This is a genomic window from Mycobacterium sp. NPDC051804 (assembly GCF_044452905.1).
In the GTDB taxonomy this organism is placed as follows: Bacteria; Actinomycetota; Actinomycetes; order Mycobacteriales; family Mycobacteriaceae; genus Mycobacterium.
On the sequence record NZ_JBITCD010000004.1, the window covers coordinates 436,151 to 455,836 of the forward strand.

The 19,686-nt window shown below is 63.5% G+C and carries 14 protein-coding genes; 11 read left to right on the forward strand and 3 right to left on the reverse strand.

Annotated elements, in window-relative coordinates; translation table 11 throughout:
* Positions 1–57: 57 nt before the first annotated feature.
* Positions 58–1,344, reverse strand: a complete 1,287-nt coding sequence (locus ACIA48_RS17555; protein ID WP_396733991.1) for a glycosyltransferase family 4 protein — start codon at positions 1,342–1,344, stop codon at positions 58–60.
* A 143-nt stretch (positions 1,345–1,487) separates the two neighbouring features.
* Here ACIA48_RS17555 and ACIA48_RS17560 point away from each other — a divergent pair, with 143 nt between their 5' ends.
* The 9 genes from ACIA48_RS17560 to ACIA48_RS17600 all read left to right on the forward strand — a co-directional run bounded on the left by ACIA48_RS17560 (position 1,488) and on the right by ACIA48_RS17600 (position 14,296).
* Complete coding sequence (locus tag ACIA48_RS17560; RefSeq protein WP_396733994.1) at positions 1,488–3,077, forward strand: lipopolysaccharide biosynthesis protein; 1,590 nt, start codon at positions 1,488–1,490, stop codon at positions 3,075–3,077.
* The gene (locus ACIA48_RS17565; protein ID WP_396733997.1) at positions 3,074–3,700 is read left to right on the forward strand and encodes a hypothetical protein; all 627 of its coding nucleotides are present in this window, start codon (positions 3,074–3,076) and stop codon (positions 3,698–3,700) included. Before ACIA48_RS17560 ends, ACIA48_RS17565 begins: the two co-directional genes overlap by 4 nt.
* Positions 3,697–5,712 carry an O-antigen ligase family protein gene (locus tag ACIA48_RS17570; protein WP_396734000.1) on the forward strand — a complete coding sequence of 672 codons (2,016 nt, stop codon included), beginning with the start codon at positions 3,697–3,699 and terminating at the stop codon, positions 5,710–5,712. The genes ACIA48_RS17565 and ACIA48_RS17570 overlap by 4 nt, the downstream gene beginning before the upstream one ends.
* The gene (locus ACIA48_RS17575) at positions 5,709–6,908 is read left to right on the forward strand and encodes a glycosyltransferase family 4 protein (protein WP_396734003.1); all 1,200 of its coding nucleotides are present in this window, start codon (positions 5,709–5,711) and stop codon (positions 6,906–6,908) included. The genes ACIA48_RS17570 and ACIA48_RS17575 overlap by 4 nt, the downstream gene beginning before the upstream one ends.
* Positions 6,892–7,857 (forward strand): hypothetical protein, encoded by a 966-nt coding sequence (locus tag ACIA48_RS17580; protein WP_396734006.1) that lies wholly within the window; start codon positions 6,892–6,894, stop codon positions 7,855–7,857. Before ACIA48_RS17575 ends, ACIA48_RS17580 begins: the two co-directional genes overlap by 17 nt.
* Positions 7,854–9,002, forward strand: coding sequence for a glycosyltransferase family 4 protein (locus ACIA48_RS17585; protein ID WP_396734009.1), 1,149 nt, complete (start codon positions 7,854–7,856; stop codon positions 9,000–9,002). Before ACIA48_RS17580 ends, ACIA48_RS17585 begins: the two co-directional genes overlap by 4 nt.
* A complete protein-coding gene (locus ACIA48_RS17590) occupies positions 8,999–10,225 on the forward strand; it encodes a glycosyltransferase (protein WP_396734012.1) in 1,227 nt (408 codons plus the stop codon). The genes ACIA48_RS17585 and ACIA48_RS17590 overlap by 4 nt, the downstream gene beginning before the upstream one ends.
* A gap of 198 nt (positions 10,226–10,423) precedes the next feature.
* Complete coding sequence (locus ACIA48_RS17595; RefSeq protein WP_396734015.1) at positions 10,424–12,400, forward strand: hypothetical protein; 1,977 nt, start codon at positions 10,424–10,426, stop codon at positions 12,398–12,400.
* 258 nt (positions 12,401–12,658) lie between these two features.
* Positions 12,659–14,296 carry a sulfatase-like hydrolase/transferase gene (locus tag ACIA48_RS17600; RefSeq protein WP_396734018.1) on the forward strand — a complete coding sequence of 546 codons (1,638 nt, stop codon included), beginning with the start codon at positions 12,659–12,661 and terminating at the stop codon, positions 14,294–14,296.
* A gap of 33 nt (positions 14,297–14,329) precedes the next feature.
* On the opposite strand, the gene zwf is transcribed toward ACIA48_RS17600, so the two are convergent.
* Together zwf and ACIA48_RS17610 are read right to left on the reverse strand one after the other, a co-directional pair.
* Complete coding sequence (zwf, locus tag ACIA48_RS17605) at positions 14,330–15,841, reverse strand: glucose-6-phosphate dehydrogenase (protein WP_396734020.1); 1,512 nt, start codon at positions 15,839–15,841, stop codon at positions 14,330–14,332.
* A 38-nt stretch (positions 15,842–15,879) separates the two neighbouring features.
* Complete coding sequence (locus tag ACIA48_RS17610) at positions 15,880–16,581, reverse strand: TetR/AcrR family transcriptional regulator (protein ID WP_396734023.1); 702 nt, start codon at positions 16,579–16,581, stop codon at positions 15,880–15,882.
* 57 nt (positions 16,582–16,638) lie between these two features.
* Between ACIA48_RS17610 and ACIA48_RS17615 the strand changes: the two genes are divergently transcribed.
* A complete protein-coding gene (locus ACIA48_RS17615; protein ID WP_396734025.1) occupies positions 16,639–17,322 on the forward strand; it encodes a DUF2306 domain-containing protein in 684 nt (227 codons plus the stop codon).
* An 11-nt stretch (positions 17,323–17,333) separates the two neighbouring features.
* On the forward strand, positions 17,334–19,685 hold the full coding sequence (locus ACIA48_RS17620) for an arylsulfatase (RefSeq protein ID WP_396734028.1): 2,352 nt from the start codon (positions 17,334–17,336) through the stop codon (positions 19,683–19,685).
* Position 19,686 lies beyond the last annotated feature (1 nt).

The window sequence follows — 19,686 nt, forward strand, 5'->3', positions numbered from 1 at the left end:
TCTGGGTTGACGAACCGAACGGTTGCTATGTCCGGGAGAAACGAAGTGGCCTTTTCTCTACGATCTTCCAGCAGCGTCGATGTCGGCGGGCAGCTCAAACGCGGCGTCGTAGGCGTCGAATACCGCATTCCGTGAATAGGTCGCCAGAAAATGCCTTCTCGCCTCTGCCGAGACTTCGCCGTTGTAAACGGGATCGGTCAACGAGCAGAGAAGGTCTGCGATCTCGGTGGGCTCGCCGCCGACGAGCACGCCACTGCCCGGACCGCTCGCTATCCCTTCCGCGCCGACTGGGGTTGACACCACCGGTAGCGCGCGTCCAAGTGCCTCTATTACTTTCAATTTCACGCCGGAGCCGAACCTCAGCGGGTTGACAAGTGCGGCGGCCGCCCCGAGAGCAGTGGACAGGTCGGGTATATACCCATCAATAGTGACGCTGGATGTCAGTTCCTCGGCGAGAGCCAGCACGCCGGGTCTCGGGTCTCGACCGATCACCCTCAGGTGGGCATCTGGCAGCCGCGCGAGTACGTCCGGCCATACCCGACGTAGAAACCACTGCAAACCGTCGTCGTTGTGTGGGAGTGACAGAAGGCCGAGGAAGACGAATTCGGGCGTGCCCCCAAATCCGCGTTCCCCCGAAGACACTGGTGCGAGAAGTGGTGGGACGCAACGGATTCGATCCGGCGGAGAGTCGGTGCGCCGCGTCAGAACGCCGACCTCCTCCTCGTTGACCAGCAGACAACGGCGGAAGGCGCGCGCCGCGCGGTCCTCACTGCGTCGCACCAGGGAGCGTTCGGCGCGCAGCAGGGCCGTTCGGGCGGTGCGATTAGCGCCAAGGGCGTGGAGTCGACGCGGTATATGTTCGGCGAAGTTGCCGAGCGGGCTGCTGTCGACATCGGGGAACCGCTTTGCTGCCTGCAGCATCCGGTCGTAACGCTCGGAGAACAGATCGTCGAGATAACAGATATGGTGTGCGGCTTCGCGCGTCGTAACGTACTGCGCCATCCGGACGGTGTCGTAGACCTGCAGCTGGGGACTGATCTCGCCAATGATTTTCCGAATAGCCAACTTCGTTTGGTGCGAGCCGAGGAATGCTTCCTGAAGACTCGTTCGGCCGGTGGCCACCTTCGTCGCGATGTTGCGGATCACGGCAGCACGGCTGGGCCCCGGCACGACGTGCAGGTTCACGGGGAAATCGTCGCTCCGTGGTGCGGACCCGACCTTGACGTAATGGACGTTGTCGCGGCCGTAGCGTTCGGCGAAGTAGTCGAGGAAGCCGGCGAGGACGACCTTCTTCCCCGCGTCGGTCGGATACGGATCGACAGCACTGACCAGTGCGACTGACATCGCGACATCGTCTCACGACCTGCTGCGATGCACGCATGATTAAGGCCTGCTGTGTGTAGCGTTTCCTCTGAATGCGATGGGAGCTAGGAAGAGGATGCTTACGCTGGGATCATGCCGGTTGAGTCGTTTGCTGGGGGTTAAGCGTGGCGGTTTCAGAGCCGGCTGAGGGAGGCCGGGCAGCTGCCGGCGGCAACACGACGTCCGGCGGTCACGATCAGACTATCGACCCCGATGAGTCCGAGCCGGTTGCTGCCGGGCCGCCGCCCGCGACCGGGCGGCAGGCGGCCTGGAATTACCTCGTTTTCGCTCTGAGTAAGAGTTCAACACTGTTGATGACAATGGTCGTCGCGCGCATGCTCGAACCGGAGGAATTCGGCCTGTTCGCGTTGGCGCTACTGGTGGTCAACCTATTCGATTACGTCAAGGACCTCGGCGTGGCTCCCGCGTTGGTGCAGAATCGCCGTGACTGGCGTGTGATTGCGCCGACAGGTTTGACTCTGTCGGTTCTGTTCGGCGTGGTTACCGCCGCTCTGCTGGCTGCCACCGCGGATCTCACGGCACGCGCGCTCGGACACCCGGAATTGACGGGTTTCATCAGGGTTTTGGCGATCGGCCTTGGAATCTCGGCGCTGAGTACGGTTCCGGCGGCGTGGTTACGACGGTCGATGAATTTCTCGGCTCGGCTGGTGCCTGAAGCTTCCGGTGCGTTGACCAAGACCGTCCTCACGATCGTGTTGGCGGCCACCGGTCACGGCATTTGGAGTCTGGTCTACGGGCAGCTCGCCGGCACGGCAGTCATGACGGTGTTGTACTGGTGGGTGGGACGGACCCATCCCAAGCCCGCGATCAATGGCGCGGTCGCACGCGAGCTGATCCGCTTCGGCATTCCCGTCACGGCTGTGGCGCTGTTGGCGTACGCCATCTACAACGTCGATTACCTGGCCGTCGGAACGCGTTTGGGGCCAACCGATCTCGGGTTGTACACCCTGGCTTACCGCGTTCCCGAACTCGTCGTGCTCAATCTTTGCATTGTGGTCAGTGAGGTACTCTTCAGCGCGCTGTCGGGCCTGCAGCATGATCGGCAGTTGCTGATGAAGCACTACCTCGACGCGCTCGTCGTGGTAGCGGCCCTTACCGCCCCGATCGGCATCATGCTGGCGGTGACGGCGCGACCGCTGGTCGACACTCTCTACGGCGCCAACTACGCGGGGTCTGCGCCGATACTGTCGGTACTTGCCCTCTACACGGTCCTGTACTCGGCGTCCTTCCATGCCGGGGATGTCTTCAAAGCCATAGGTCGACCGGGGGTACTCACCGCGATTAGCGCTGGGAAGCTCGTCGTGCTCGTCGGACCGGTCTGGTGGGCTGCTGGGCACAACGTGGTGCTGGTCGCTTGGGCTCTGCTGGGAACCGAGGTAGTCCACTTCCTGGTCCGTATGGCGGTGCTTCATCGGATGACGGATGTTCGATGGAGTGCAATAGCCGGTGCGCTAGTTCGTCCGACCTCCGCGGCGTTGCCCATGGGCGTGGTCCTGCTTTGCCTCACGCGGGTCACGGGAGAGCTTGCCGCCCCGTTAGAACTTGGATTGCTGATCGCGGTCGGCGTCGCAATCTACGCCGCACTACTACGCTTCACGGCACCGCACCTCGTCGCAGCCGCGTGGGCAATGGTGCGGCGTCGCCTTCACCGGACCGCGGCGACGACGCCGACCCCAGCGAAAGAGGAACAATGACCAGGCGTCGCATTATCATTATCGCTGCACTGGCGCTGATCGGCGCTGTCCTCGGGGCGGGGTGCGGAGCGCTGGCAGCGCCCACGGCAGACCGTTATACGACGTCGGCCAATGTCGTGCTCGTTCCCCCACCGGAGTTCACGACCGCCGAGTCATCCAGCTTCTGGGATGTGCTGACTCGCGGGCAGGTCAGTCGAACCGCAGCCATCGTCTATGACGACGCGCGCTGGCTGCCTACGGCGGCAAAGGCCGCGGGTGTCCCGCAGGGCGAATTGACCGTGACCGCCGCTGCGTTGCCCGACACGACGGTCGTCACGGTGACCGTGACGGCGGGGTCGCCGGCCGCCGCCGAGGCGGCCCTGAATGACGTGTTGACCACTGCAGCCCCAGAGGTAGCCTCCGTCACCGCACCTTTTCTGGCGAAGGTGCTACCAATACAGGGCGGTGCCGAGCCGGTGCCCGTTCCAGGACGATTGCAGGTCGCAGCGGCGGGTGCGCTGGCAGGCTTGGTGGTCGGTGGTGGCATCGGATGGTTTGTTGCGCGCCGAGATCGGACTCGTCGTTCGCGACTCGACGATGATGCTGACGACATCGGCGAGGACGGGGCGCGGCACCGGTCATGATCAAGTTGACCCGGCCCGTTGTGCCCGCGAGCGAAATCCCGGGTTTCATCTTGGCGGCAGTCGTGGCGACAGTCGGCGCGCTCGTCGTCCTGGGTTCGCGAGACCCGGTGCTTCTGCTCGCTGCTCAGGTCGGTGCGATCGGGTTCGTCTTCGCGGCGCGGCGCCCGCTCCTGGCGCTGATCGCCATTGTCGTCATGGAAGTCACCAATGTGTCTGGGGTGCTGACTCCTCGGACGGGGATTCCTTTCTTCCATGCAGCTTTGTTACTCGGTCTACTCGCAGTCGGATTCGCCCTACGCGATCCGAACGCCAGGCAACGACTCAATGCCTGGACGGTGTTGTCCGCCGGTTTCATGCTCGTGTATCTGGCCACACAGGCGGTAGCGACCGTCGGAAGCGTGGACCTGTCGACGTCTCTGGCCAGTCTGATCAGGGCGACACTTGACTGCGTTTTCGTCATGTTGGTGTTGATACTCATCCAGCTGACAGGACGGCCGTGGATGGTCGCCGGCGCCATCGTCATACCGCTGGCGGTACTTTCGTCACTGACCATCGTCAATGAACTGGTCTTCAACGGGGGCGTGTCATTCGGTGGATTCGCCACCGTGGCACGCCATTCGGGAAAGCTCATCACCGATATCGCTACGCACCGCTACGGCGGTCCGTTGCCGGACTCGAACTTCTGGGGTCGCTACTTGGTCATGGGGCTTCCATTGGCAGCTGCGCTGCTGACCCGGGCTCAGAGATCTGGCAGGCGGTCCGAAGTGGTGTTGTGGCTGCCGCCGGTCGTCCTTCTGCTCGGCGGAATCTATCTGACTCAGTCCCGAGGGACCTTCTTCACCGCGGGCATCGCGATCGTCGTTTGGTTCGTCGCCTCCGAGCGATCGGTCCGGCGGCGCGGTCTAGCGATGCTGCCGGTGGCCTTGCTCATTTTCGCGGTGCCGGGCATCGGAAATCGCTTGGTGGGGGCATTTGCCGATTTGTCGCAATCGAAGGTGAACTTCAACATCGACCCTTCGGTGCTGAATCGACTCGCGGCCCAGGAGGAAGCCTGGATGATGTTCGAGGAGCGTCCGTACTTCGGATTCGGGCCGGGGACCTTCCCAGGACTGGTGATCGATTTCGCAGGGCGGGTCCCGACTGCCGCCCGGAACCCGACGGATGCGCCCCACAACCTTTACGCCGAATTCGCCGCTGGCTCCGGAGTGTTCGGCTTGCTGGGTCTGGCAGTGCTCATCCTCGGATTCCTGAGCTTGGTGGTGCTGCGAATCGTCGTGCAGCCCCGCTCCGTTGACAGAATCCTCGCTGCTGCGGTGTGCGCGGCGATCGTGGCGTGGTCAGTAGCCAGTATCGGGCTGCACTTGACGTACTTCCGCATGTTCGGGATCGTGCTGGCCCTCGCGGCAGGACTAGCGCCTGCGTGGCCTTTGCCGGTTGACGTGATGCGCCGACTGCTTGATCGCCTGGCCGTATTGCTGGTCGCGGGAGTGCTCGGGTTCTCCGCCTTCTGGTTGTCCCTGTCGGTTACCAGCTCTCCGGCATTCACCGCGACCCAGCGGGTGACGTTGGTTCCGGTCGGGCCGATGGACGGCTGGTACGCCTACGCGCTCGACATCCGCTCACGGGTGGAACTGCTGCCCACGTTTGCGGTCGTCATGCACGACCAGTCGTCGCCCGTCAGCATCACCGCCGACCCGGTGCGTGGGGTGCTGAAGCTCACTGCGACAGCAGACTCAGCTGACGAGGCCCGCGATCAGATCCAACTTGCCGCCGCGCACGCCGATGCGGCTATGCATGCCGCCTCGAGTTACCAGCAGTATTCGTTGCAGACCGTCGGCAGCATGCAGATCGTCCCATCGCGGCAGCGCTCTTCGCTGGCTCTCGTGGTGAGCGGGGGCGTCGGTGCCGTTACCGCACTGGCGGCCGGGATGGCGCTGTCCCGCGTTCTGGCGAGGAGACGAATGGACGAGTCGGCCATCGAACCTTCACGCGGGGATTCTGTGCCGGTATGACTCGCAAGCCCGTAGTGCTGGTAGAGCTCTCGCCGTCCGGGGGTTTGTTTCAGTACGCCTATGAATTGGGTAGCGCCCTGGCCGCCGCCAGCGGCGAGCGGGTCGAGCTCTGGACCGGTCCTCGACCTGAATTCGCCTCGTCACAGCCAGGATTCACGGTTCGTGCGGTTCTGCCTACCTGGCACCCTGGCGACGACCGTGTGCATTCCCGGCTGTTCCGTTTGATACGACGTGCCCTGCGCGCCGCTCAGTTGTTGTTGGCCTGGATTGTGCTGAGCGTCCGACTTCTAGTAGTCCGACCTGATGCGCTGCTCTGGTCGCAATGGCGGTTCACGTTCGAGCCGCTGTTCGCGGTTGCTCTTTCAAAGGTGTTGCCGTCGACCAACTTCGGGCTCGTCGCGCATGAGCCGCTGCCACGATCAGATGCCAAGGACACCAGTAAACCCAAGACAGGTGGGCTGCTCACCTGGGCCTTCCGGTCTGCCTGGCAGAGTCTGGACGTGGCGTTCGTCCTTGGTCCACGGACGCGCGATCTCGCGATCTCGCACTGGCAGCCGCACTGTCCGGTCTATGTCATCCCGCACGGCTATGAGACGAAGATCCGCGACGGCGCAGACGTGCGATCGGTGACGGAAACGGAACCCGTCGTGCTCTTCTTCGGAGTGTGGTCCAAGTACAAGGGCATCGAGGTGCTGCTGGATGCTTTCGCTCTGGTGCGCGCTCAACTTCCAGAAGCGCGATTGGTATTGGCAGGGGCACCTGGAGCGGACATCGACGTGGCCGCTGTGCTCGAGCGTGCGCGAGAAATCGGTAACGTCGACGCGCGCCCGGGCTACGTGCCGATGCAGGACGTGGCCGGATTGCTCGACTCAGCACGGGTAGTGGCCACGCCCTACATCCGCGCGACACAAAGTGGCGTCGCCCACCTGGCTTACACCTTCGGCAGACCGGTCATTGCCACTGCAATCGGAGATCTGCCCGATGTGATCGAGCACGAAGTGACGGGTCTGCTGGTCGAACCCGAAGACGTAGATGGGCTGGCTTGCGCGATACTGAGGCTGTTGAGCGATCCGGCACTCGCCGCGACGCTGGGCACGGCGGGGGAAGACAGCGTGCGGGGTGCGTGGACCACCGCGGCAACTCGCATTTTGGATGCACTGGCCCAAGCGGGGGGGACCGATGGCGATCGACGGTAAAGCTAAGGCGTCGAGACACCGTTGGGCGTGGCAGAGCGTTGCCGCGGTCGTCACCGTCTCGACCGTGGTCGCCGCGGGTCTTCCAGCGTGTTCGCAACCATCCCTAGCGTCTTTACCAACTCCATTCTCGCCCTCTAGCCCGTGGCGTCAGGAACTGCCCTCAAACCCTCCCATCGATCCCGGCAGCGCGGCGATGATTGCAGCCGTGCAACCTGAGCCGGCGCTGTACGCCAACCTGGTCGAATTCGGCATTCCTATTTACGAGACCGACTCCAACACGCCTTCGCACGCGGTCAATTGCACCGTGGTCGACTTTGGAGAGTGCCCGTTTGACGGCTGGCAAGTGTTGATTCCTGATGCCGCGGTGCCTAATTCGGGTTCGGACGGTGTGCTGGTGACCGTCGATGAGTCTCGCGCGATCAGCTTCGAGTTCTGGCGGGCTGTTAAGAGCGGGAATAAATGGTCGACGAGCTTTGGTGCCGTCAACAGCCTCAGTGGCTCCGGATGGGGTGGTGCAGCCACCGGCTCGGGTGCGTCCCGCCTGGCCGGAGTGATCCGGCTTGAGGAGATCGCGGCAGGAGTGATCCCACATGTCCTGGCGCTGCAGACAAGCAACGCGTGCAATACTTTCCGACCGCCCGCGTTGAAAAGCGACGGCGACTCGACCAGGGCTGACTGCCTCCCCGAAGGCGCCCGGCTGCAGCTGGATCCGTCGCTCGACTTGAGCAAGTTGAATCTGTCGGCCGGCGAAATGGCGGTGGCGACCGCGATGCAGCGTTTCGGCGGTTATGTCATGGACGTGTCCGGCGCGCCGCTCAGCGTCAGTTTCGAACTCGACACGAACGCCGCCCCGGGAACATTGGGAACGGTGTACCAAGACGCCGGTTTTCGTTGGGACTACGACGCGATGGAGCGCATTCCATGGGACAAGCTAAGGGTGCTGAAATGACACCGGGTATTCGCGCGCTGGTGTTGATCGACGCGTTCCGAATGGGTGGCGCTGAAACGCTACTCGCTCCAATGATTGTCGCCGCGCGCAACACCGACGTCCAAATGGACGTCATGAGCGTGCTGTCCGAAGCGCCGAACTCCGATAAGACGATGCAGATCTTGGCCGATGCGGGTATCGCGACGCGCTCACTCGGCATTCGCAGAACTCTCGACCCGGTCGGAGTCCCGCGACTCGCCAGTGCGATTCGTCAATCGGGCTACGACGTCGTGCATGCTCATTTGGAGCTGGCGATGACGCTCGCGGTTCCGGCCGCGGCATTGGCGCGACGGCCTGCCGTTTGTACCTTCCACCACGTCATGCGCCCCCTGACCGGACGCGCAGCCTGGCGTGAGCGCCTGGCGGTTGAGGCCGCAACCCGTTCCCGCGCAGTGTTGTTCGTGTCGGAGGCATCTCGTCAGTCCTTTCAAGAGGCCTACCGGCCCCGCAAGATGCCCGCCAACTGGGCGGTCATGCACAACGGCATCGACCTCGGCAATTTCGTTCCCGGCGATGGTGATTCCGCGGTACGTGCCGAGCTGAGCGGTGGCCGAGCCGGCCCGCTCGTGGTGCTGTCGGCCGCCTTCCGTGACTTCAAGGGCATCCCGGTGGCCATCAAGGCCTGGCCGGCAGTTCGGCAGCGATTCCCCGACGCGGTGCTGTCGTTGGTCGGTGGCGGCGAACTGGATAGCGACTTGCGGCGGCTCGTTGCTGAGGGCGGGTTGGGTGATGCGGTGGTCTTCGCGGGCGTGCGCACCGACATGCCGGAGGTGTACCGCGCCGCCGACGTCGTGCTGCTGCCCTCCCTCTACGGTGAGAACCTGCCGACGGTGCTCATCGAGGCCTCGGCGACGGGTCGGGCGATCGCCGCATCACGAATAGGTGGCATACCTGACATCGTGATCGACAACGAGACCGGGCTGCTCTTCGAATCTGGTTCTGCAGACGGTCTGGCCGACGCGGTTTGCCGCCTCTTGAAGGACGCGGAGTTGCGACAGCGGCTCGGAACAGCGGCGTGCGGCCGGGCACGCGATGAGTTCTCAGCGACAGCATGGGTTGCCCGGCTACGGTCGACATATCTCGAGGTGATGGGCGCACGTCCGTGAGCCGAGCCCATGTCGTGTACCTGGTGTCGCGATTCCCGCTCACGTCCGAGACGTTCATCGTTCGCGAGATCGACGCGCTGGATCAGTTGGGTGGATTCGACCTCGAGCTCAGATCGCTGTTCCCGTCGCCGGACGAACCGGTGCACGATATCTCGCGGCGCTGGACCGAACGTCTCGTGCGCCCGTCCAACGCTGCCGCGCTGGCCGCCTTCGCCTGGGCAGGATTGACTCGGCCGCTGGTGCTGTCATCGGTGCTGGCCCGCGTTATCGCCGACTATCGTCGTTCGCCGTTGCTCGTCCGCGCCCTGTTGACTGTGCTCATTGGCTGCGCACACGCCAGAGACCTTGCGCGACATGCCCGACCGCTGCACATTCACGCGCACTACGCCACCTACCCGGCGTTGGCGGCGTGGGTGTGTAAGCGGCTCATCGGTTGTTCATACAGCTTTACCGTCCACGCGCACGATCTCTACGTCGACACCTCGATGCTTGACCGCAAGATCGCCGATGCACGCTTCGTCGTGACGATCTCGGAGTACAACCGCAATCTGCTTGAGCGAAACAATGGGCGGCACACGCCGATTCGTGTCGTGCATGCCGGAATCGATACAGCAGCCTATAGCTTCCGGCCGCGCGCCATTCCAGCCGCCGGCCCAGTCCGGGCGCTGACGGTTGCGTCGCTGCAGGCATACAAGGGGCATGCGGTGCTGCTGGAGGCCTTGGCCATGGGCGGCGATTCCGTGGACCGAATCACGCTGGACCTCATCGGGAACGGCGGGCTGCGTGGCGAACTAGAGGCCCTCGCCGACCGCTTGGGACTGCGCGAGCGGGTCCGCTTCCTCGGAGGCCGCAGCGAGGACGAGGTCCGAGCCGCGCTAGACGCCGCGGATCTGTTCGTCCTACCCAGCGTGGTCGCCGACGACGGTCAGATGGAAGGGCTCCCGGTCGCCCTCATGGAGGCACTCGCGTGTGGAGTCCCGACGGTATCGACCGAACTCTCCGGCATCCCCGAAATCGTCATCGACGGTGTCACCGGGTTGCTGGCGGACCCAGCCGACGCCGCCGACCTCAACCGCACCTTGACGGCCATGGTGGAGCGTGCCAGTGTCACCACCGAGTTTGGCGATGCCGGCCGGGCGCTGGTAACCAGAGATTTCGACCTGGCACAGTCGGTGGCTGCTCTAAGAGAGCTGATGGCGGAATACGTAGGCAATCGCGAGTAGGCCGACTGGCTACGTGATCGAGGAACTCGACGCCGACGGAATCCTTCTGACCATCACCAGTGAGATGTCGATGAAGTCGGAGCGGTCTGCAATCTGCGTCGGAAGTGGACAATTCGTCCGATAGCGCTCAAGAGTCGTCTAAGGTGACGAAGGGTTGCCCACGATGGTGAGGAGACTCAACTGCCCACGATTTCGGCCGTGAGTCCCAGTCGGGTGGGCCGTCTGGCCGCACTCACCGCAGTCATTGCGATGCTCATCTTTTCGGCGCCATCGGTTAAAGCCGAACCGACACTGTCGCTGAACGATCTAGGTGGGGGCGCCACCCTGTCGTTCTACGGGGATACCAGTTCGACCTCATTGTCCTTTCCGGTGCCGGTGGGCCTGTTTCCCACGTCGCTGAACACCACCGTCGTACTTCCGTTCAACATCAGGTCCGGGATCCTCACCGTCACCCAGGATGATCGGCTCATCACCAAACTCGGACTGCCGCTGACAGACGGTGCACCCTTGGTCATACCGCTAGGCGGCGTCGAGATTGTCGACCAATCGGTTGATTTGACATTGGCACTCGCCTCCCGCGCCGAAGACGGATTCTGTTTGGATACATTGCACCCCATCGAATTCGCCAACACTTCAGTCACCTACGACGGAAGGGAAATTGCGCCACAGACTGTTGCCGACTTCCTCCCGCCGATTCTGAGCACCGCGACGATCGCGGTGCCCAGAGAACCGTCAGAAGCCGAATCTGAAGCCGCAGTCCAGTTAGCGACTGTCTTGACGACTCGCTATCGCGGCCAGAACACGCAAACAGCCCTAGTGCCGCTCGCGGACGGCGCCGCCGCGCTCGGCGGCGTGCCGGAGCCAATGGAACGGCGCATCGTCATCAAAGAGGGCCCGGACGATGGCATTTCGTTGTCGGGGGCCCCCGCAACGCCCGATCTGCTCATTTCCGGCCCGGCAGACAAGCTGACCACTTACACCAGACTGTTCATCGATGGCTCTCTGGACATGGCCGTGAGCACGAAGGTGATCCCGGAAGACCTGCCTCTAGTGGACCCCCCACCGCCAGGCGACTCCACAACCCTGACGCAGCTGGGTCAGCCGGCCCTGACTGCAACTGCAGTGGCGCCGCAGGTGAGTATCGGATTGGACCAGACCCGGTTCGGCAGTCCTACACAGGGGTTCCGGGTGCACCTGCTGGGTTCGTACACGCCCGTGCCAGCCGACTTCGGTTCGCAGATGACGGCTTCGGTCGGTGGAGAGGTGATCACGTCGTGGCCGACCAACGCGGAGGGCGCGATCGACCAGTGGGTGGATATTCCCGACCGTCTCCTGCAGCGCAGCACCAGCCTCGTTGTCGAGGTCGAAACCAGTGGGAATACGGGCAGCTGTGATGAGTTCAGGCCGATCAAGCTCTCCATCTACGGCAGCTCAACTGTGGAAAGCAGTCCAGCTCAATCGCCGAACCCGACCGGTTTTCGGTCCCTTCCGCAAGCGTTGATGCCGCGAGTGCAATTCGGTATCAGTATGAACAGCGTCGCGGACACCGTCCGTGCGGTGCAGATCGCGGTGGGACTCCAGCGCCTCAGCGCGGTGCCACTGTCAGTCGACCTGAAACCTCTCGAGCAGGCGGTCGGCGGTGACGATCCAGCTGTCCTCATCAGTCCTGACGGCTGGACGGATGCGTCGATTGCGCTCCCGGTGAGCTCGAAAGACAACCGCCTGGACCTTGTGGGTTTCAATCCTGGCGATGAGGAGACGACGCTCATCCTCGACCCGGGTATCCAATTCGGATCTCTGCAAACGGTATTCGAAGGCAAACGCACTCTGCTGATCGCGACGTCCAATGGCGCGGCGCCAGAACTCGACAGATTGTTGGAATGGCTGACTGCAGACCCCAAGCGATGGTCGACGCTGCGTGGGGCTGCGGTAGTCGCCATTCCCGGACGCCCGCCGGAAATGGTTCCTGGTCGCGCGCCACTGGCTGTCTACGGGCCACCGACATCGCCCGCCGCCCAGAACGCTTCCGACAGCCGCGATGGTATTTCGCCGTGGTGGGCTGCGGCCGGTGTCGGCGCGGCGCTCATCATCGCCGTCGCGGCGTTCCGGTTGGGTATCCGAAGAGCAAGGCCCCGCAGTGGTGGGCCGGTCGAGGATGGTGGCCATCAGTCGTGACGCGTGTCGTCAGCGACTGAGTCGGCATCATTCGCCGTTGTGCAAGACCGGCAGGCCGGACACCGCCGTCAGCGTGCTACGTCGCAAAACGGAATCGCCGATCGTTTATCTGCTGTTCAGCTAGGCTAAGTTCGGCTGTTGGGCCCGAATTTAGCAACGTGTCGGGGGGTGCCTTTCAACATGCGTGGATGGATCAAAGCCGGTTTGCTGGCGGCCTATTTGGCGAGTTCGTACTCCTACTATCAGGGTCGAATAGCAATGTTGGGGGTGAGCGCGGGGCTGGTCATGTACTTGGGCCTTTTCGCCCTGACCACAGCGGCATTCTTACTCGCCGCCTGGATTCGCCAAGGTTGGATACGTTGGCCGATAGCGCTGATTTTGGCGGTGAGTGCGGCGTTCTTCGACACCTACATCCACACCACCGATTCCTATCTGACCTACGACGCGTTCATCTCCATGCTCGATGCGGCCGGATTCGCAGGAGAAGCACTGGATCAGTACCGCGACCAAATCCTGATGGCCGTGGGCAAGTCGTTGCTGTTGCTGGTGGGAATTGGACTTCGACCCGGACCCGCGCCCCGTATGCCGCGACTGTTGCCGGTCGCCGCGCCGCTAGTGGCCCTGGTGTTGGTGATCGGCATTCTGTTCGTGCGATCCGGGGACGGCGCGCGAGGCCTGGCGCCGATGTACCCGCCGCTCGGTTACTTGAGTTTGTACGGCTACGAGATGCTCGCCGGCAGTGTCAGCCCGCGCCAGCCTGTCACTCTTGCCCACGACCGCGCGCCGATGGCACGGGACATCGTGCTGATCATCGACGAAGCCATTTCTGGTAACTATCTCGACATCAACAATCCGGCGGGCGTCACCAGCAATCTGGTCCAGGCCCAACCCGGGGTCGACATCTTCAACTACGGCTATGCGGCCGCGATCACCAACTGCAGCGCCGGCAGCAATGTCACTCTGCGCTATGGCGGCACCCGGGACGACTATCCGCGGATCAACACGAGTATGCCGTCGATCTGGCAGTACGCGAAGACGGCCGGGTTCCGCACTGTCTACATCGATGGCCAAACCACCTCCGGCAAACTGCAGAATCAGATGAATGAGGCCGAGATGACTGACATCGACGACTTCGTTCAGTTCGACGGAACGCCGGTGATGCAGCGTGACATGGCCGCGTTGGACAAACTGGTCGCGCTACTCAAGGACGGTGAGCAGCAGCTGGTCGTGATCAATAAGGTTGGCGCCCACTTTCCGATTGCCAACAAGTATCCGGACGAATTCGAGAAGTATCAGCCAGTGCTGCCCCGCCAGGAGTCCTCCGACGACGTCGCCGAAATTGGCACCAAAGAGGGGTTCGACGGGAGTCCCGAAGCATGGGTGCAATACCGCAACAGCTACCGCAACACCCTCCTTTGGAACGTCGGTGAGTTCTTCAAGCGCCTGTTCGCCGAGGCGGACCTGAGCCAAGCCGTGGTGATCTACACCTCTGACCATGGGCAAACCCTGCACGAGCGGGGCGACCCAGGGGTTAACACCCACTGCGGCACCGATCCAGAGCAGGAGGAGGGCGTGGTGCCATTGGTGGTGATCCAAGGCAAGGGGGTCAAAGCCCTGAATTGGCAGGCTCATCTCGCGGAGAACCGAAATGCGTCCAGCGCCTACAACATCTTTCCCACGCTCTTGCTGTTGATGGGGTACGACCCGGCTGGCGTTGCGTCGGTGTACGGCCGGTCCCTGGATGTTCCGACGGACGATCCGTTCACCTTCAACGTGAAATTCAATGTGCGGTTGCGTGCTCTACCGGATTTCCGGCACATCGATGTGAGCCAGATCGTGTCACCGCCCGCGTCGGACGACCCGGGGTCCAGCAGAAGGGAGCCTGGTCATCGGTGAGCGGTTTCACCGAATGCCCCCGGCCATCACGAATTAGTCGTCGTCGCCGTTCTTGTTGTCGCGCCAGGCCCGCTCAAATGGCAGACGCCACGCATTGGGCGCGATCAGCTGGTGGATCGCGTTGGGACCCCACGTCCCCTGCGGGTACGACTTCACGGACGGCGGATCGTTGAGCAGGCCCTCCGAACGCTCCCATAGGGATTCGATGCCCTCGGCGGTGGTGAAGAGCGTGTGATCGCCGCGCATCGCGTCGAGGATGAGGCGCTCGTACGCCTCGAGAACGTCGCCGACCGTATCGATCTCCTGCGTCGAGAACTGCATCGACAACTTGTCGAGCTTCATGCCCGGCCCGGGTCGCTTGCCGTAGAACGACAGTGACACCTTGGAGTTGTCGGCCAGGTCGAAGGTGAGGTGGTCGGGCCCCTGGGAGCCAACACCGGATCCGGCCGGGAACATCGATCGAGGGGCCTCCTTGAACGCGATCGAGATGATGCGGATGCCCTCGGCCATCCGCTTGCCCGTGCGCAAGTAGACGGGCACGCCCGCCCATCGCCAGTTGTCGATGCCCACCTTCAGCGCAATGAACGTCTCGGTGTCGGAATCCTTTGCGACACCTTCGAGATCGCGGTACCCGGCGAACTGACCTCGCACCACGTCGGAACACTTGATCGGGAGCATCGATCGGAACACCTTGTTCTTCTCTTCGCTGATGGCTCGCGGTTCCAAAGCCGTCGGCGGCTCCATCACGACGAACGCCATCACCTGTAGGAGGTGGGTGACCACCATGTCCTTATAGGCACCGGTGCTCTCGTAGAAGTTGGCGCGCTCGTCCAGCCCGAGTGTCTCGGGAATGTCGATCTGGATGTGGTCGATGAAGTTGCGGTTCCAAATCGGCTCGAACAGACCGTTTGCGAAGCGGAAGGCCAGGATGTTCTGGGCCGCCTCCTTGCCGAGGAAGTGGTCGATCCGGAAAATCTGGCTTTCGTCGAACGTCTCGTGGACGAAGTCGTTCAGTTCGACGGCGCTGGCTAGATCGGTGCCGAACGGCTTCTCCATCACCACTCGCGAACGGTCAACCAGGTTGGCGTCCTTGAGCATTGTGATGACCGCGCGCGCGGCCTTGGGAGGCACCGACAGGTAGTGCAGTCGACGGACGTCGGGGCCGAGTTTCTCCTCGGCGGCCGCAACCGCGGCGGCCAGCGCTTCGGGCCCGGCGGTCTGAGGCACGTAGGTGACGGTCTGGGCGAACCGCGTCCACTGTTCCTTCGTGAGCTTGTGGGTACCGAATTCGTCGATCGCCTCTTTGGCGACCTCGAGGAAATCCTCGGTGGAGATGTCCTCGAGCGAGGTGGCGATGATCTCGATGTGAGGTGCGAGCTCGGATTGGTCCAGATAGGCGAGGCCCGGAATCAGCTTGCGTCTGGCCAGATCGCCGGTCGCGCCGAACAGCACGACCACGTGCGGGTCCACCGCATAGTCGTCGTGACGGCCGGGACGTGAGCCGGGGTGCGGATAGGAGATCGTCTGCGGTTTGGTTGTCGCCACTCTCGGCATACTGTCACCGGCGCAGCGCTCTCGCACGGCTACTCAGATTGTGCTGTCATTCTCGCGGCCACACCATCAAGGATCTGCTGTAGTCCCGCGCGGAAGTCGGCCAGGTGATCGACGTCGACGGCGTCGAATGCACCGGCCTCCACAGCCGCGGCGAGTGCGGGGAACCGCTGGCCGTCGACGAACCGGCGGAGCAGGTCAGGGTAGTCCGGGCCGTCCACCTGTGCCGCCTCGATGTGCAGCGCCGCGGCGCCGCGGACGTAGTGCAGCATGGCCATCACTGCCGCGAGCTTGTCGCGCTCGGACAGGCCGGTCGTGCCGAGGGTGGTCAGTCCCGCATTCAGCCACGCCAACTGTCCGGGGTCGGCTGGCGGGCCAGACGCCGCGGCCGGCAGCACCCACGGGTGCCGGTGGTAGATGTCCCACAGTCCGAGGGCCCAATCCGCAAGGGCGCCACGCCAATCCGCGGCGTCGGCGACCGGTGGCGGGCCCGGGGCCGCCGACAGCATGAAGGTCACCAACTCGTCCTTGTTGGCGACATGTCGGTACAGCGACATCGTGCCGCAGCCGAGCCGTTCGGCCAATCGAGCCATCGACAGGGCGCCGAGGCCGTCGGCGTCAGCCAGCGCGACGGCCGCCTCGACAATGCGCTCCCGGCTCAGCCCTCGCGAGCGGGTGGACGCGCTCGGTTTTTCCCACAGGATCTCCAGTGCGCGGGGCAGGGGATCGCTCATTTGATGTCAGCATAAACGATTGCACGGCTGGCTGCGTATACCGTACGCTTTATGCGTATGACATACGCAATCAAGTCGCGGTCGCGTTGGTTGACCCCGGTTCTCGCCGTGATCGTGGCGGCATTCCTGCTGTTCTCGCTGCCGCCGTACGTCACGGGCGGCACCAGGGTGCCTTCGACGTTCGGGCTGCACTATCCGCTGCTGGTGGCCCACGTGATGTTTGGCAGCGTCGCCATGGTCACCGCCGTCGCGCAGATCTGGCCCCGGCTGCGTCAGCGGCACCCGGCGCTACACCGTCGAACCGGACGGGTGTACGTCTGCGCGGCGATTCCCGCCGCCGCATTCGCGATGGTGATCGGTGCCGCCACCCCGTTCGGGCCGTTCCTCGCGGCCAGCAATGTGCTGCTGGGCGCGGTGTGGCTGTGGTTCACGATCAACGGGTTCACCGCGGCGCGGCAGCGGCGCTTCGCCGACCACCGCAGGCATATGGTCCGCAGCGCCACGGTCGCGCTGTCGACCATCACCAATCGGATCTGGACGCCGGTGCTCTTCCTTTCACTGCAGCCGTTGCAGGACAGTGTTTTTGACGGGAACGAGGAGCACTACCTGTGGTTCGTGGCCGGCCTCGGTGCCTGGCTGGGCTGGACGATTCCATTGGCAGCAGTGCAATGGTGGCTGACACGTAAACGGCACGGACCGGCGTCGCCAATTTCTCAGTCTGAGCTCATATCGCCGGGGTAATCTCCCCGGCCATGGCGACGGAATTCCACGGCAGAATCGAACTCGACATCCGGGATTCGGAACCCGATTGGGGTCCCTATGCCGCGCCGACGGCGCCCGAGGGCGCGCCCAACGTTCTCTATCTCGTGTGGGACGACACCGGCATCGCGACGTGGGACTGCTTCGGCGGTCTGGTGCAGATGCCGACGATGAGCCGCATCGCCGAGCGGGGAGTCCGGCTCTCGCAGTTCCACACCACCGCGCTGTGCTCACCGACGCGGGCGTCGCTGCTGACCGGACGCAACGCCACTACGGTCGGCATGGCGACCATCGAGGAGTTCACCGACGGCTTTCCCGGTTGCAACGGGCGTATCCCGAACGACACCGCGCTGCTCTCTGAAGTTCTCGCCGAAAAGGGTTACAACACCTACTGCGTCGGCAAGTGGCATCTGACCCCGTTGGAGGAGTCCAACCTCGCCTCCACGAAACGACATTGGCCGCTGTCGCGAGGATTCGAGCGGTTCTACGGCTTCATGGGCGGCGAGACCGACCAGTGGTATCCCGAACTCGTCTACGACAATCATCCCGTCGCACCACCGGGACTGCCCGAGGACGGCTACCACCTGTCGAAGGACATCGCCGACAAGACAATCGAATTCATCCGTGACGCCAAGGTCATCGCCCCCGACAAGCCGTGGTTCTCGTATGTTTGTCCCGGTGCCGGGCACGCACCGCATCACGTCTTCAAGGAGTGGGCCGACCGTTACGCCGGCACCTTCGACATGGGCTACGAGCGCTACCGCGAGATCGTGCTGGAGAACCAGAAGCAACTCGGCATCGTGCCGGCCGACACCGAACTGTCTCCGATCAACCCCTATTCGGATGTCAAGGGGCCTAACGGCGAACCGTGGCCCGTCCAGGACACCGTGCGTCCGTGGGACTCGCTCGGAGACGACGACAAGCGGTTGTTCAGCCGCATGGCCGAGGTGTTCGCCGGATTCCTCAGCTACACCGACGACCAAATCGGGCGCATCCTGGACTATTTGGAGGAGTCCGGCCAGCTCGACAACACCATCATCGTGGTCATCTCCGACAACGGTGCCAGTGGCGAAGGCGGGCCGAACGGCTCAGTCAACGAGGTGAAGTTCTTCAACGGCTACGTCGACACCGTGGAGGAGGGTCTGCGGTTCATGGACAACCTGGGCGGGCCGGAGACCTACAACCACTACCCGATCGGGTGGGCCATGGCGTTCAACACGCCGTACAAGTTGTACAAGCGCTACGCGTCGCACGAGGGCGGCATCGCCGACACCGCGATCGTCTCCTGGCCCAACGGCATCGCCGCCCACGGTGAGATCCGCGACAACTACGTCAACGTCTGCGACATCACCCCGACGGTATACGACCTGCTCGGTATCGACGCGCCCGAGACCGTCAAGGGCATCACCCAAAAGCCACTCGACGGTGTGAGTTTCAAGGGGGCCCTTGAAGATCCGGAAGCGACGACGGGCAAGGAGACACAGTTCTACGCGATGCTGGGAACCCGTGGCATCTGGCACGACGGCTGGTTCGCCAATGCCGTTCACGCCGCGTCACCGGCAGGCTGGTCGAATTTCGACAAGGACCGGTGGGAGTTGTTCCACATCGAGGCCGACCGCAGCCAGTGCCACGATCTGGCGGCTGAGAATCCCGACAAGCTCGCCGAGTTGAAGGCGCTGTGGTTCAGCGAGGCCGAGAAGTACAACGGGCTTCCACTGTCGGATCTGAACATCCTCGAGACGCTGTCGCGGTGGCGGCCCTACCTGACCGGCACCCGCGAGTCGTACTTCTACTATCCCGGCACCGCCGACGTCGGGGTGGGAGCGGCGGCGGAGATCCAGGGCCGGTCGTTCGCGGTGATCGCCGAGGTGATCATCGACAGCACCGTCGCGGAAGGGGTGTTGTTCAAGCACGGCGGCGGGCACGGCGGGCATGTTCTGTTCATGCAGGACGGGCGGCTGCACTACATCTACAACTTCCTCGGCGAGGAGGAACAGGCGCTGTCGTCGCCGGGAACCGTTCCGCTGGGGGAGCACACGCTGGGCGTCGCCTACACGCGGACCGGAACGGTCGAGGGCAGCCATACGCCGCTGGGCGAGGTCGTGCTCTACATCGACGGCGCCGACGTGGCGCACAGATCGGACGTCAGGATCCATCCCGGCACCTTCGGGCTTGCCGGAGCCACCCTGAGCGTCGGCCGCAACACCGGGTCGCCCGTATCACGGTCATACAAGGCACCGTTCGCGTTCACGGGTGGCACCATCGCTCAGGTGAACGTCGATGTGTCCGGTCAGCCCTACGTGGATCTCGAGCGCGAGTTCGCACGCGCCTTCTCGAAGGACTGAC